This window comes from Actinomyces slackii (assembly GCF_900637295.1).
Taxonomy (GTDB): domain Bacteria; phylum Actinomycetota; class Actinomycetes; order Actinomycetales; family Actinomycetaceae; genus Actinomyces; species Actinomyces slackii.
Map to the genome: position 1 here is coordinate 1,082,377 of NZ_LR134363.1, position 13,731 is coordinate 1,096,107.

Consider the following 13,731-nt stretch of genomic DNA (forward strand, 5'->3'; position numbering starts at 1 on the left):
GTGCGGGGAGTAATGGCATGAGGAACCACCACCAGCATCAGTGCCCCTTGTGGGGTGGGGTGTGGGTGGTGCCCTGCTGTCTGTCTGGCGCTGTTGTGCGCGGGGCTGGTGGTGGGGGTGGCATGCTGTCGGGTTCTGGGGCGGTGCGCCCTGGTGGCCCGACCCCCGTGCTCTGGTGGTGGTAGTGGCTCGCGCGTTGTGCGTGGGCGTGACTGCTGGGGTTGGGGGTGTGGGTGGGTTGGTTGTGAACTGTATAGTGGGTGCGAGCATCTCGTGCCGCCTTGTCGCGTGTCCTGGGGGTTGTCCTGGGGTGCGTGGGGTGGTGCGTGTAGTGCTGTGAATGTGTTTAGTGTTTTGTTTGTTGTGTCGCATTGCTTCTGCATGGCTTTTTGTTGTGTGGGGGTGGTGTTGTTGTTTTGTTTTTTTGAGCGTTCGGTGGATGCCTTGGCATCAGGGGCCGATGAAGGACGTGGTGGCCTGCGATAAGCCTCGGGGAGCCGGCTGGCGGGCTGTGATCCGAGGGTTTCCGAATGGGGGGACCCGGCACGAGTCATGTCGTGTCACCCGTGTCTGAATTGTCTAGGGCGCGGGGGGTGACGCGGGGAAGTGAAACATCTCAGTACCCGTAGGAGAAGATATTCCGTGAGTAGTGGCGAGCGAAAGCGGATGATGGTGAAACCGTGTGCGTGTGATACTCGGCAGGGGTTGCGTGCGCGGTGTTGTTGGGGCTTTGCTGTTCGTCTCTCTGCCGGGGGGCGGCACTGGGTGTGCTGGTAGCCGAGGCGTCTGGGATGGCGTGGCGTAGAGGGTGAGACCCCCGTAGGCGTAACCGGTGGTGTTCCTGGTGTGGGTGGGGTTCCCAAGTAGCATGGGGCTCGTGGAATCCTGTGTGAATCTGCCAAGACCACTTGGCTGCCTGAATACCTCCTGATGACCGATAGTGGATAGTACCGTGAGGGAATGGTGAAAAGTACCCCGGGAGGGGAGTGAAATAGTACCTGAAACCGGGCGCTTGCAAGCCGTCAGAGCCCTTGCCTGCTTTGTTGTGGGTGTGGGGTGGTGGCGTGCCTTTTGAAGAATGAGCCTGCGAGTCAGTGGCGTGTCGCGAGGTTAACCCGTGTGGGGTAGTCGTAGCGAAAGCGAGTCCGAATGGGGCGATTGTAGTGGCGCGTCCTGGACCCGAAGCGGGGTGATCTACCCATGGCCAGGCTGAAGCACGTGTAAGAGCGTGTGGAGGGCCGAACCCACCTAGGTTGAAAACTGGGGGGATGAGCTGTGGGTAGGGGTGAAAGGCCAATCAAACTCCGTGATAGCTGGTTCTCCCCGAAATGCATTTAGGTGCAGCGTCGCGTGTTGCCCGGCGGAGGTAGAGCTACTGGGTGGCTGATGGGCCCCACAGGGTTACTGACGTCAACCAAACTCCGAATGCCGTCGGGCGCTAGCGTGGCAGTGAGACCGCGGGGGATAAGCTCCGTGGTCGAGAGGGAAACAGCCCAGATCGCCGGCTAAGGCCCCTAAGCGTGTGCTAAGTGGGAAAGGATGTGCGGTCGCGCAGACAACCAGGAGGTTGGCTTAGAAGCAGCCATCCTTGAAAGAGTGCGTAATAGCTCACTGGTCAAGTGGTCGTGCGCCGACAATGTAGCGGGGCTCAAGCACACCGCCGAAGCCGCGGACCCACCACATATGAGCCCTCCAGGGCTGGGCTTGTCCCGGCTTCTTTTGGCAGGGGTGGTGGGTGGTAGGGGAGCGTCCCGCGCCGGGTGAAGCCTCGGGGTGACCCAGGGGTGGATGGCGCGGGAGTGAGAATGCAGGCATGAGTAGCGATACTAGGGTGAGAAGCCCTAGCGCCGAATGACCAAGGGTTCCAGGGCCAGGCTAGTCCGCCCTGGGTGAGTCGGGGCCTAAGGCGAGGCCGACAGGCGTAGTCGATGGATGACGGGTTGATATTCCCGTACCGGTGAAGCACCGACCATGCTGACGCGCGGGTGCTGACCCACGCCCAGGCCCCCACGCAAGCACCCGGCTGCCGCTTCGGTGGTGGCTGGGTGTGGTGGGGGCTGGGTCTGGGGACCCTCCGCGCAGGTAGGCAAGCGTGTTAACAGGGGTGACGCACAGTGGTAGCCTCCGCGGGCCTGATGGCTTGGCCCGTTCAAGCGCGCAGCCCGGTCCCCAGGCAAATCCGGGGGCCTGTCTTGGATGACGGGGGTGAGGCGTGATGGTGACCCCACCACTGGTGGGGGATAGTAGGGTGATCCTGTGGTGCCGAGAAAAGCCTCGACGCGATGGTGCCAGCCGCCCGTACCCGAAACCGACACAGGTGGTCGGGCAGAGTATGCCTAGGCGCACGAGTGAATCATGGTTAAGGAACTCGGCAAAATGCCCCCGTAACCTCGGGAGAAGGGGGGCCCAACCCTTGAAGCCCCGTTTGCGGGCTAGGGGGGAGGGTCGCAGAGGCCAGGGGGAAGCGACTGTTTACTAAAAACACAGGTCCGTGCGAAGCCGCAAGGCGATGTATACGGACTGACGCCTGCCCGGTGCTGGAAGGTTAAGAGGAGCCCTCAACCACCCCTGGTGGTGAAGGGGTGAATTCAAGCCCCAGTAAACGGCGGTGGTAACTATAACCATCCTAAGGTAGCGAAATTCCTTGTCGGGTAAGTTCCGACCTGCACGAATGGCGTAACGACTTCCCCGCTGTCTCAACCATGAGCTCGGCGAAATTGCACTACGAGTAAAGATGCTCGTTTCGCGCAGAAGGACGGAAAGACCCCGGGACCTTTACTACAGCTTGGTATTGGCGTGTGGCATGGCTTGTGCAGGATAGGTGGGAGACGATGAGGCCGCCACGCCAGTGGTGGTGGAGTCACTGTTGAGATACCACTCTGGTCATGGTGCGCGCCTGAACCTCGGCCCGTGATCCGGGTCAGGGACAGTGCCTGGTGGGTAGTTTAACTGGGGCGGTTGCCTCCTAAAGAGTAACGGAGGCGCTCAAAGGTTCCCTCAGCCTGGTCGGCAACCAGGTGTCGAGTGCAAGTGCACAAGGGAGCTTGACTGCGAGACCGACAGGTCGAGCAGGTGCGAAAGCAGGAACTAGTGATCCGGCGATCCCGTGTGGATGGGTCGTCGCTCAACGGATAAAAGGTACCCCGGGGATAACAGGCTGATCCTGCCCAAGAGTCCATATCGACGGCATGGTTTGGCACCTCGATGTCGGCTCGTCGCATCCTGGGGCTGGAGCAGGTCCCAAGGGTTGGGCTGTTCGCCCATTAAAGCGGTACGCGAGCTGGGTTTAGAACGTCGTGAGACAGTTCGGTCCCTATCCTCTGCGCGCGCAGGAGACTTGAGGAGACCTGTCCCTAGTACGAGAGGACCGGGACGGACGAACCTCTGGTATGCCAGTTGTCCCGCCCGGGGCACGGCTGGTTAGCCACGTTCGGAACGGGTAACCGCTGAAAGCATCTAAGCGGGAAACCACCTCCAAGACAAGGTCTCCACACCCCCCGTGGGTGGAAGGCCCCCAGCAGACCACTGGGTAGATAGGCCGGAAGTGGAAGACCAGCAATGGCCTCCGAGCTGACCGGTACTAATAGGCCAACACAAAACAACCCCCAAAACCCCAACACGCTCGGGAAACCCCGAGCACACGGGAACACACCGGGGAACCACAACGAGCACACACACCAACGCACCCACTATACAGTCCACGACCAACCCACACACAAAACCACCACACAACCGAATACCCGCAACACCGCACCAACCCCCCCCACCCCACACACAAGGGGACACACGAGGAGGGGGAGCCCCACCACCGTCTCGGTGGTCACAGCAGCAGGGGACACGCCCGGACCCATCCCGAACCCGGAAGCTAAGCCCGCCAGCGCCAATGGTACTGCACCCGCCAGGGTGCGGGAGAGTAGGACACCACCGAGCACACACCACACCGGGCCCCTGGGACCCGCCCCACACCAAACAGGGCGGACCCCAGGGGCCCAAACACACCCCACACCACACCCAAACACCCCGACACCCACCGCCCATGGCCGAAGCCGCCCACGGGCCACATCGCTCCGACCCCTTTTCCGCTCCCTTTCACGTAGCACATATCACGGTGTCGGCGTACTGTGAGCGACGTCCCTACCCCGTCGTCTCCCAAGGACGTCCCATGCCTCGTTCACGCCTGGCAGCCACGCTCGCATCGCTGCTCCCAGCCCTTCTTCTCGGCTCTCTCGCCATGCCGGCGCAAGCCGAGCCCGCGCCGGCGGCTGACAACGCTGTCACCATCGACCTGCTCGGCTTCACCGACCTGCACGGCCACCTATCCCGGACCACGGATATCGACCGGAACACCGGGCAGACCCGCGTCGTCGACCCCGGCGCCGTCACCCTGGCCTGCGAGGTCGCCGCTGCTCGCGCCGACAACCCCCATACGCTTCTTGTCTCCGCCGGTGACTCCATCGGCGGATCGGCCTATGTCTCCTCCATCCTCCAGGACCGCCCGACCCTGGAGGCCCTCAACGCCATGGGCGTTGATGCGACGGCCCTGGGCAACCACGAGCTCGACCAGGGCCTGGCCGACCTGGAGGACCGGGTCCTGCCCACCCTGGACGCCCCGGTCCTGGCGGCCAACCTCACCGGCTCCTCCGCACTGGACGCCGAGGGCAGCCGCGGCGCCATCATCAAGGAGATCAACGGCGTGAGGGTGGCCCTGGTCGGCGTCGTCACCGACGAGCTGCCGACCCTGGTGTCCCCCTCAGCGATCTCCACCCTGGAGCTCAGCCCGGCGATCGAGCGGGCCAACACGCGGGCCACCGAGCTCAAGGACGGCCAGGAGGCCAACGGGGAGGCCGACGTCGTCGTCGTCCTCAGCCACGAGGACGCCGCCACCACCGCGCCGCAATTCAATCGGCACGTCGACGCCGTCTTCGCCGGCCACACCCATGTGCCCTTCGCCCGGAGCATGACGGGGGCGGAGGGCAACCAGATCGCCGTCGTCCAGGCCGATCACTACGGGTGGGCGCTGGGGCGCATCTCCCTGAGGCACGATCCCGCCACCGGCTCCACCACGGTGGTCACCGCCGACAACATCGACCTGCGCTCCTCAGCCTGCACCGCGGACGCCTACGGCGTGGCCGGGATCGTCTCGCGCGCCGAAGCCGACTCCGCCGCGGAGGGCTCCCGCCCCCTGGCGCGCATCGGCTCGGACTTCCTGCGCGGATCCGACGGAGGGGGCCCCGGCAGTCACCGTGGCACCGAGTCCACCGCCTCCAACCTCATCGCCGAGTCCTTCCGCCACTGGCTGGCCACGGACATCCAGCCCGACGGCGCCCACTACCTGGGCATCATGAACGCCGGGGGAGTGCGCGCCGACTACACCTACGCCTCAAGCGAGGCGGGCGAGGGCGACGGGGTCCTGACAGCCGGGGAGGCCTACACGGTCCAGCCCTTCGGCAACGAGATGGCCTACACCACCATGACCGGCGCCGAGCTCAAGGCGCTCCTGGCCCAGCAGTGGCAGCCCGGCGCCAGCCGCTCGGTGCTGACCCTGGGGCTGTCGAGCAACGCCAGCGTCCTGCTCGACGTCGGGGCGCAGGCCGAGCTCGCCGCCATCCAGGCCGATCTGGCGGCCACAGGGGCCGGGGCCGATACGCGCGCCGCAGACATCGAGGCGGCCCGATCCCGGGTGGTGCGCCAGATCGTCATCGACGGCCAGGCCCTGGCCGACACCGACACCGTGGTGGTGGCCTCCAACTCCTTCCTCCTGGAGGGCGGGGACGGCTACACCGCTCTGAGCGGTCGGCCCTACACCAACACCGGCACCCTGGATCGCGATGTCACCTCGGCCTACCTGGCCTCCTTCGGCGATCAGGCCGTGACCGCCTCCTATGACAAGCGGCAGACGGGCCTGTCGGTGAGCGCCGGCGATGACGGCGCGCTGACCGTGACTCTTGACGGCCTGGCCTACACCAATGGCGCAGAGCAGGCCGCCGGTGCTCGCAGCCTTCGGGTGATGAGCCGAGGCGCCCAGATCCTCAGCCAGGACATCGACCTTCAGGTGGACCCCTCGGGCCCCACCACGGGCCGGGCCGAGCTGAGCCTCACCATGCCCGCCGACGCCGAGATCGGCCCCTGCCGCACCCTGAGCGCCGCCCAATGCCGCTGGGTGAGCGTCGAGTCGCTCGACGCCGCGGGCACGGTCCTCAACTCCTTCCTCATCGAGGCCGAGGCGGATGCGGCGCCCACCGGCGCGCCCACCGCTGAGCCCTCGACGGCGCCCACCGCTCAGGCCACCTCCGCTCCCGCCCCTACCGCAGGGGCTGGCGTCGGGACCGCTGCCGGGGCTGCTGCCGGGCAGGCGGCGGGGGAGGCGGTCACGGCGACGCCGTCGGCCCGCACTCAGCCCTCCCCCGGGCCCTCCGGGCGACCGGGGCTGGCCAGCACCGGGGCCGCCCCGGTGCTCCCTCTCGGCGCAGGGCTGGTACTGCTCCTCGGGGGCGCCCTGCTCCTGCACCGCCGTCTCCGCCAGACCGACCGCGCCTGAGGCCTCGGGCGGTCCGCCTCCGGGCGCGGCGGTGAGGGCCGGTCGGCGGGATCCCGCTGATCCGCCCTCACCGGCCGTGACCTGCGAGAACAGGGCATCGTGCGAAAAGGGGTAGACAGAATGTGGGAACGGGCTTAGGCTCCTGTTTGAACGGAGAGGAAGCCGCACCGGATTTGCCCGAACGGGCAGGCGGTGTGACAAGGATGTCAGGGGCGAGCATGGACGCGCACAGCAGGCAGCAGGCGATTCTCGCGCAGCTGCGCGCCTCGGGCCGCGTCCTGGTGGCCGACCTGGCTGATGGCCTCGCCGTCGCCCCCGAGACCATTCGGCGGGACCTGGCCGCCATGGATCGCCGCGGCGTCCTGCGCAAGATCCACGGCGGCGCCGTCCCCGCCCCGGTCCTGGCCCTGCCCGAGACCGGCGTGACCCATCGCGAGCAGCTCAACACCGCTGCCAAGCAGGCCATCGCCCAGGCGGCGCTGCCCCGGCTGGGGCTGTCCGAGGGGACCGTTCTGCTGGTGGACTCGGGCACCACCACCGGGGCCCTGGCCCGCCTCCTGGGCGGGGGGCCGCGCCTGAGCGTCATCACCAACTCGGTGCTCATCGCCGCCCACCTGGCCTCCCTGGAGGGGATCACGGTGAGGATCCTGGGCGGCCAGGTGCGCGGACTGACCCAGGCCGCCGTCGGCTCAGAGGCCCTGGAGGCGCTGGCCGCCCTGCGCGTGGACGTCGCCATCATGGGCACCAACGGGGTCTCCGCCCTGCACGGCCTGTCCACGCCCGACCCCGACGAGGCCACTGTCAAGCGCGCCATGGTCCGCTGCGCCCGCCGCGTGGTGGCCCTGGCGGACGCCACCAAGATCGGCCAGGAGCACCTGGTCTCCTTCGCCGCGGCGGACGAGGTCGACCTGCTGGTCACCGACGCCCCGCCGCCCCCCGACCTGACCGCCCACCTTCACGACACCGGAACCGAGGTCCTCATCGCATGATCCTGACCCTGACACCCAACCCATCACTCGATCGCACCGTCACCCTGCCCGGTCCCCTTCAGCGAGGCGGCGTCAACCGCCTGGCCTCGGTGACCGTGGAGCCCGGCGGAAAGGGCGTCAACGTCGCCCGAGTCCTGGCCTACTCCGGGCAGCCGGCCACCGCCGTCCTGCCCGCCGCGCCCCACGACCCCCTGCTGGGGGCCATCGAGGAGCTCGGCCTCGATGAGCTGAGCGCCCTGCCCGTGGCCGTGACCGGGGCGGCCCGCATCAACACCGCCGTCACCGAGCCCGACGGCACCACCACCAAGCTCAACGAGCCCGGCTCCGGCCTGGCCGCCCAGGAGGTCGAGGCCGTTGAGCAGGCCCTCCTGGGGGCGCTGTCCCAGGGCGGGCAGCGCGACTGGGCGGTGCTGTCCGGGTCCCTGCCCCCCGGGGCGCCCGTGGATTGGTACGTGCGCCTGGTCGAGCTGCTGCGCCCCGCCGGGGTGAGCATCGCCGTCGACACCTCCGATGCGCCACTGGCGGCCCTGGCCAACAACCTGCCCGATGCCGCCCCCGATCTCATCAAGCCCAATGGTGAGGAGCTCGCCCAGCTGGCCGGGGTGGGGGCGGCCGACCTGGAGGAGGGGGCGATCGCCGGGGACCTGGAGCCCGTGGCCGCAGCCGCCCGCGTCCTGGTTGACCTGGGCATCGGGGCGGTCATGGCCACCCTGGGGCCCGCCGGCGCCGTCTTGGTCACCGCCAACGGGGCCTGGCACGCCACCGCGCCCGAGGTGCCGGTGGTCTCCACCGTCGGCGCGGGGGACTCCTCCGTGGCCGGCTACGTCCTGGCCGCCGTGCGCGGGGCCGATGAGGCCGAGCGCCTGGCCACCGCCATGGCCTACGGGTCAGCCGCGGCCTCCCTGCCCGGCACCACCCTTCCCACGCCCGCCGATCTGCCCGCGCAGTCCGCCGTCGTCACCCGGCTCTAGGGCCGGACATCACCCGCCACAGTCCTCCGATCACCGACTCTGCCCGCCGCGTGCCCGCGCGGCATCCCCCGGACACCAAGGAAGCCTCATGACCGACAGCACACCATTGATCATCCCCGAGCTGGTCGTCCTCGACGCCCAAGCCGGCCCGGCCAAGGAGGACGTCATCGACTTCCTGGCCGCGACCGTCGCCGGCGCCGGTCGCGCCAGCACCTCCGAGGGCCTGGCCGAGGACGCCAGGGCCCGCGAGGCCACCGCGCCCACTGGCATCCCCGGCGGCATCGCCATCCCCCACTGCCGCAGCCCCCACGTCCTGGCCCCCAGCCTGGGATTCGCCCGCCTGGCCGAGCCCGTGGACTTCGGCGCCGCCGACGGCGTGCCCGCCGACCTCGTCTTCATGATCGCCGCCCCCGACGGCGCCGACGACGTCCACCTCCAGCTCCTGGCCAAGCTCGCCCGCGGCCTCATGCAGGCCGAGTTCACCGGGGCACTGCGCGAGGCCGACAGCGCCGAGGACGTCGCCAGGATCGTCACCGGCCAGGTCCAGCCCGAGCTTCTCGAGGGCGCTGAGGGCGCTGAGGGCGCTGAGGGCGCTGAGGATTCTAAGGGCGCGCAGGCGGCGGACAAGCCCAAGGACGATGCGGTCTCCGCGCCGGCCGCCAAGGCCTCCGGGGAGGAGGTCGTCATCGTGGGCGTCTCCTCCTGCCCCACCGGCATCGCCCACACCTTCATGGCCGCCGAGGCCCTGGAGCAGGCCGGCAAGGACCGCGGCGTGACCGTGGCCATCGAGGGCCAGGGATCGGGCAAGATCGACGCCCTGGACCCCGCCCTGGTCGAGCGCGCCTCGGCCGTCATCTTCGCCCACGACCTGCCGGTCAAGGGCCGGGAGCGCTTCGCCGGCAAGCCGGTCATCGACGTCGGCGTCAAGGCCGCCGTCAACGATGCCGGTGCCCTGGTGGACCAGGCCCTGGCGGCCATCGACGACCCCTCCGCCGCCCGGGTGCCGGCGGCCGCCGCGAGCCAGGACGCCTCCGAGGAGGCCGAGGGGTCCGTGCACTGGGCGCGTCGCCTCCAGCAGGCCGTCATGACCGGCGTGTCCTACATGATCCCCTTCGTGGCGGCGGGCGGTCTGCTCATCGCGCTGGGGTTCCTCTTCGGCGGCTACGACATCGCCTTGACCCCTGAGGGCGCCACCGACTCCGTGGCCGCCACCGTGGTCAACGAGTACTCCCTGACCAACCTGCCCGGCACGGTGGCGGGCGCCGAGTATGCCACGGGCTTCATGCTCTACCTGGGATCGGTGCTGTTCATGCTGGGCCAGGCCGCCATGGGCTTCCTCGTCCCGGCGCTCGCCGGCTACATCGCCTTCGGCCTGGCCGGGCGCCCGGGCATCGCCCCCGGCTTCGCCATGGGCGTGGTGGCCGGTGCCGTGGGCGCCGGCTTCATCGGCGGCCTGGTCGGCGGCATCCTCGCCGGGTACTTCGCCGCCTGGCTGGTAGGCCTCGACGTCCCGCGCTGGTTGCGCGGCCTCATGCCCGTCGTCGTCATCCCCCTGGGGACAACGCTGGTCGTGGGCAGTCTCATGTACATGGTGCTGGGCCGGCCCCTGGGCACCCTCATGACCAACCTGCAGGATGGGCTGACCGCCATGTCCGGCGGCGGCTCGGCCATCTTCCTGGGCATCATCCTGGGGCTCATGATGTGCTTCGACCTGGGCGGGCCGGTCAACAAGGCCGCCTACCTGTTCGGCACGGCGGGCCTGGCCGCCAACACGCAGGCCTCCTTCGAGATCATGGCCGCCGTCATGGCCGCCGGCATGGTGCCCCCGATCGCCGTCTCGGTGGCGACCTTCCTGCGGCCCCGCCTGTTCACCAAGGCTGAGGTGGAGAACGGTCGCAGCGCCTGGCTGCTGGGACTGTCCTTCATCTCCGAGGGCGCCATCCCCTTCGCCGCCGCCGACCCGCTGCGCATCATCCCCTCAACCATGGCCGGAGGCGCGGTCACTGGTGCGCTGTGCATGGCCATGCACGTGGGCTCGCGCGCCCCGCACGGGGGACTGTTCGTGGCCTTCGCGATCCAGAACGTCTTCGGATTCATCCTCGCGATCCTGGCCGGCGTCGCCGTGACCGCCGCCCTGGTGGTTCTGCTCAAGAGCCACGCCCACAAGGCCTGACGGGCCGGGCGAGTCGATGAGGCGGGTCCCTTGGGGGCCCGCCTCATCGCGTGCGCGGGGCATGGTGGGGTTCCCGGGCCGGCCGCCTGGGCGTTGCGCCCGGGCGGCCGGCCCGCGGCGTAGGCTCGCGCCATGGCTCCCAGACGACGTATCGATCCCGCCGACGGCGTGGCCGCGCTGCGGCAGTGGGCCTCCAGCGATGAGGTGCCCCGAAGCGTGACCGCCACCGCCGTGCGCTACTGCCTGGAGGAGCTGTCGGCCTGCGCGCCGGGACACTCCGTGGAGGTGCGGGTGCCGCCCTTCGGGGTGACTCAGGCGGTGGCCGGCACGGTGCACCGCCGCGGCACCCCGCCCAGCGTCGTCGAGACCGACGCCGAGACCTGGCTGGCCCTGGCCGTGGGGCGCCTGGAGTGGCGGGAGGCGGCAGCGCGCGGGGCCCTGCGCGCCTCGGGGGAGCGCTGCGACCTGTCGGACTACCTGCCAATTCTCACGGAATGAGCTGGATGCCGGGCCTGGCCGTGTACTGGGCGGTGGCGAGGGGCTGATGGTGAGATCATTTATGGGGTTGATCTCGAAGGTCTTACTTCTAAGGAGTTGGAGGAGGTTGCGGAATGGGAGGCGAGGGTCCAAATGGACAAGGGATTTAACCAGGACCTTAATGATATGAGGGGTGAGATTGATGATGCGTGGACCAACGGGCATGATGCTATGGGATCGACGGCGGCGAGTTTTAAGTAGGGCGTGTCGGGTGGTGCTGCTTCCCGCCCTGGTGGTTGGCGTCTCCCTGGCGGGATGCGCGACGGGAAGTGAGAAGGCCCGTGATGAGGGGGTTCCCGGTGATGTGAAGGTCTGTGACCTGATGACCGCGGGGGATATGAACAGTGCGTTGGACCGCCGTATCAAATACTTCGCCTTCTCCAAGTACTCCTATGGCGAGAATAAACCTGTTTTAACGTGCATGGTTCTTTTCACCGATCACGAGGAGGTAGGTGATGGATTAGACATAGAGTATGAGTATAATGGGCAGACCGGCTATTTTGGTCTTCCAGATATCATGGCCGACTATGATTACGTTAAGGCTGAGGTCCCGCATGAGATGGTGTCTGTTGAAGGGGTTGAGGGTGAGGGATTCACTGCCTATTGGAAGGGCAATTCGTTCTTCGTGTGGCAGTACCCTTCCGGTCACCTCCTAGCTATGTCGTCATCATGGAGGGATGCTCAAGGCAACTCCGTTGATGGAACGGATAAGATGCTGGCCCTGGGGCGGTCCATCGCACCGATTGCACCGGATGTTGCGAGCGGTCCTAGGCAGAAGAGGACCGTATACCCCAGTCCTCTCGACTCTCAGTGACTGGAGTGTGTGGCGCCGGCGGCCTGTCCGGTCCGGGTGATGGCGCGGGCGCCGGCGCCCATGGCTCCTCACTCCCGCCGCCCGGCCCGGTAGGTTCCTCCCATGAGCCGTACACGACTGAGCGCCTACACCGCCGCGCCCGCCGAGGTTGCCAGCGCCCTGGACGCCCTGCGGGCAGAGCACGGCATCACCGACTTCCCGCCCGAGGCCCTCGCCGAGGCTCAGGCCGCTGCCGAGGCCTGGGAGGCTGGCGGCCCCCAGCGGCTCCTGGATGACGGGGCGCGCGACGCCCGTGACCTGCCCCTGGTCACCATCGACCCTCCTGGCTCCAAGGACCTCGACCAGGCCCTCGCCCTGGAGCGCCTCGACCCCGCCGACCAGCACGGGCCCAGCTATCGCGTCCACTACGCCATCGCCTCCCTGGCCACCTTCATCACCCCCGGCGGCGCCCTGGATGCCGAGCTGCGCCGTCGTGGAGAGACCATCTACGCCCCCGATGCCGCCACGCCCCTGCACCCCGAGGCGCTCTCCCACGGGGCCGCCTCCCTCCTGGAGGAGGTCGAGCGCCCCGCCTGCCTGTGGACCATCGACCTGGACCCCCGCGGCGAGATCCTCACCGCCCACGTCGAGCGCGCCCTGGTGCGCTCCCGCGCCCGCCTGACCTACGCCCAGGTCCAGGAGGCCCTCGACGGGGCGAGCCTGCCCGCCCCCGTGCCCCCGGGGCTGCCCGCCCTCCTGGAGGAGATCGGCCGCCTGCGCCTGGAGCGCGAGGCCGAGCGCGGCGGGACCTCCCTGACCACCCCGGAGCAGGAGATCGAGAAGACCGAGGACGAGGGCTACCGACTCGTCTACCGCGCCAGCCTGCCCGTCGAGGACTACAACGCCCAGATCTCCCTCATGACCGGGATCAGCGCCGCCGCCATCATGGTGCGCCACGGCGTCGGCATCCTGCGCACCCTGCCTCCGGCTAGGGACGAGAATGAGGCCCGCCTGCGCCGCGTCGCCCGCGCCCTGGGCATCGACTGGCCCGCCAAGCAGCCCTACCCCGAGCTCCTGCGCTCCCTGGACCACCAGGTCCCCGCCCACGCCGCCTTCATGGACCAGGCCATGAGCCTGTTCCGCGGCTCGGGCTACCTGGCCTTCAACGGCCCGGACGCCCCCGGCCAGGGGCCTGACGGCGAGCAGGAGGCCATCCACGCCGCCATCGCCTCCCGCTACGCCCATGTCACCGCGCCCCTGCGCCGACTGGTGGACCGCTACGGCGAGGAGGTCTGCATCGCCGCCTGCGCCGGCCGGCCCGTGCCCGACTGGGTCGCCCAGGCCCTGCCCGAGCTGCCCGAGGTCATGTCCCGCACCGGTCGCCTGGCCAAGGCCATCGGCCGCGGCGCGGTGTCCATCCTGGAGGCCATGGTCCTGGCCGGCCATGAGGGGCAGGTCTTCGAGGGCGTCATCACCTCCGTGCGCGAGGGCCGCGGAGAGCTCATGCTCACCGAGCCCGCCGTCGTCACCGAGATCCGCGCCTCGGCCCCCGCGCAGCCCGGCGCCGGCAGCGCGCCACGACTGCCCGTGGGCGAGCGGGTACGGGCCCGCCTGCGCCGCGCCGACCCCGCCACCGGCCGCACGGACTTCGAGCTCGTCTGAGCCGGCACGGTCCTGGCCCCCGCGCGTCCTGGCACTGGGTCGACCAATCAGCCGCGGGGCGGCGCTGG

The 13,731-nt window shown here is 68.9% G+C and carries 7 protein-coding genes and 2 rRNA genes; all 9 read left to right on the plus strand.

What is annotated here, in order from left to right:
* The first annotated feature begins 412 nt into the window (after nt 1-412).
* The 9 genes from EL266_RS04415 to EL266_RS04455 all read left to right on the plus strand — a co-directional run bounded on the left by EL266_RS04415 (nt 413) and on the right by EL266_RS04455 (nt 13,663).
* Nucleotides 413-3,603 (plus strand): 23S ribosomal RNA (locus EL266_RS04415).
* Between the two features lie 209 nt (nt 3,604-3,812).
* Nucleotides 3,813-3,930: ribosomal RNA gene (gene rrf, locus EL266_RS04420) — 5S ribosomal RNA — on the plus strand.
* 232 nt (nt 3,931-4,162) lie between these two features.
* Nucleotides 4,163-6,538 (plus strand): 5'-nucleotidase C-terminal domain-containing protein, encoded by a 2,376-nt coding sequence (locus EL266_RS04425; RefSeq protein WP_026428126.1) that lies wholly within the window; start codon nt 4,163-4,165, stop codon nt 6,536-6,538.
* A 218-nt stretch (nt 6,539-6,756) separates the two neighbouring features.
* Nucleotides 6,757-7,527, plus strand: a complete 771-nt coding sequence (locus EL266_RS04430) for a DeoR/GlpR family DNA-binding transcription regulator (protein WP_026428125.1) — start codon at nt 6,757-6,759, stop codon at nt 7,525-7,527.
* Nucleotides 7,524-8,498, plus strand: a complete 975-nt coding sequence (locus EL266_RS04435; RefSeq protein ID WP_026428124.1) for a 1-phosphofructokinase family hexose kinase — start codon at nt 7,524-7,526, stop codon at nt 8,496-8,498. Before EL266_RS04430 ends, EL266_RS04435 begins: the two co-directional genes overlap by 4 nt.
* Before the next feature lie 88 nt (nt 8,499-8,586).
* On the plus strand, nt 8,587-10,671 hold the full coding sequence (locus EL266_RS04440; protein WP_034515769.1) for a PTS fructose transporter subunit IIABC: 2,085 nt from the start codon (nt 8,587-8,589) through the stop codon (nt 10,669-10,671).
* A 132-nt stretch (nt 10,672-10,803) separates the two neighbouring features.
* The gene (locus tag EL266_RS04445) at nt 10,804-11,169 is read left to right on the plus strand and encodes a sterol carrier family protein (RefSeq protein WP_026428123.1); all 366 of its coding nucleotides are present in this window, start codon (nt 10,804-10,806) and stop codon (nt 11,167-11,169) included.
* Between the two features lie 250 nt (nt 11,170-11,419).
* Nucleotides 11,420-12,022: a hypothetical protein gene (locus tag EL266_RS04450; RefSeq protein WP_126412160.1), complete on the plus strand. Its 603-nt coding sequence runs from the start codon at nt 11,420-11,422 to the stop codon at nt 12,020-12,022.
* A 102-nt stretch (nt 12,023-12,124) separates the two neighbouring features.
* The gene (locus tag EL266_RS04455) at nt 12,125-13,663 is read left to right on the plus strand and encodes an RNB domain-containing ribonuclease (RefSeq protein WP_026428122.1); all 1,539 of its coding nucleotides are present in this window, start codon (nt 12,125-12,127) and stop codon (nt 13,661-13,663) included.
* Nucleotides 13,664-13,731 lie beyond the last annotated feature (68 nt).

What these genes read in the sequence shown, in the direction of transcription:
- EL266_RS04455 (WP_026428122.1), top strand. Translation starts at nt 12,125, where the DNA reads ATGAGCCGTACACGACTGAGCGCCTACACCGCCGCGCCCGCCGAGGTT.
- EL266_RS04435 (WP_026428124.1), top strand. Translation starts at nt 7,524, where the DNA reads ATGATCCTGACCCTGACACCCAACCCATCACTCGATCGCACCGTCACC.
- EL266_RS04440 (WP_034515769.1), top strand. Translation starts at nt 8,587, where the DNA reads ATGACCGACAGCACACCATTGATCATCCCCGAGCTGGTCGTCCTCGAC.
- EL266_RS04430 (WP_026428125.1), top strand. Translation starts at nt 6,757, where the DNA reads ATGGACGCGCACAGCAGGCAGCAGGCGATTCTCGCGCAGCTGCGCGCC.
- EL266_RS04425 (WP_026428126.1), top strand. Translation starts at nt 4,163, where the DNA reads ATGCCTCGTTCACGCCTGGCAGCCACGCTCGCATCGCTGCTCCCAGCC.
- EL266_RS04445 (WP_026428123.1), top strand. Translation starts at nt 10,804, where the DNA reads ATGGCTCCCAGACGACGTATCGATCCCGCCGACGGCGTGGCCGCGCTG.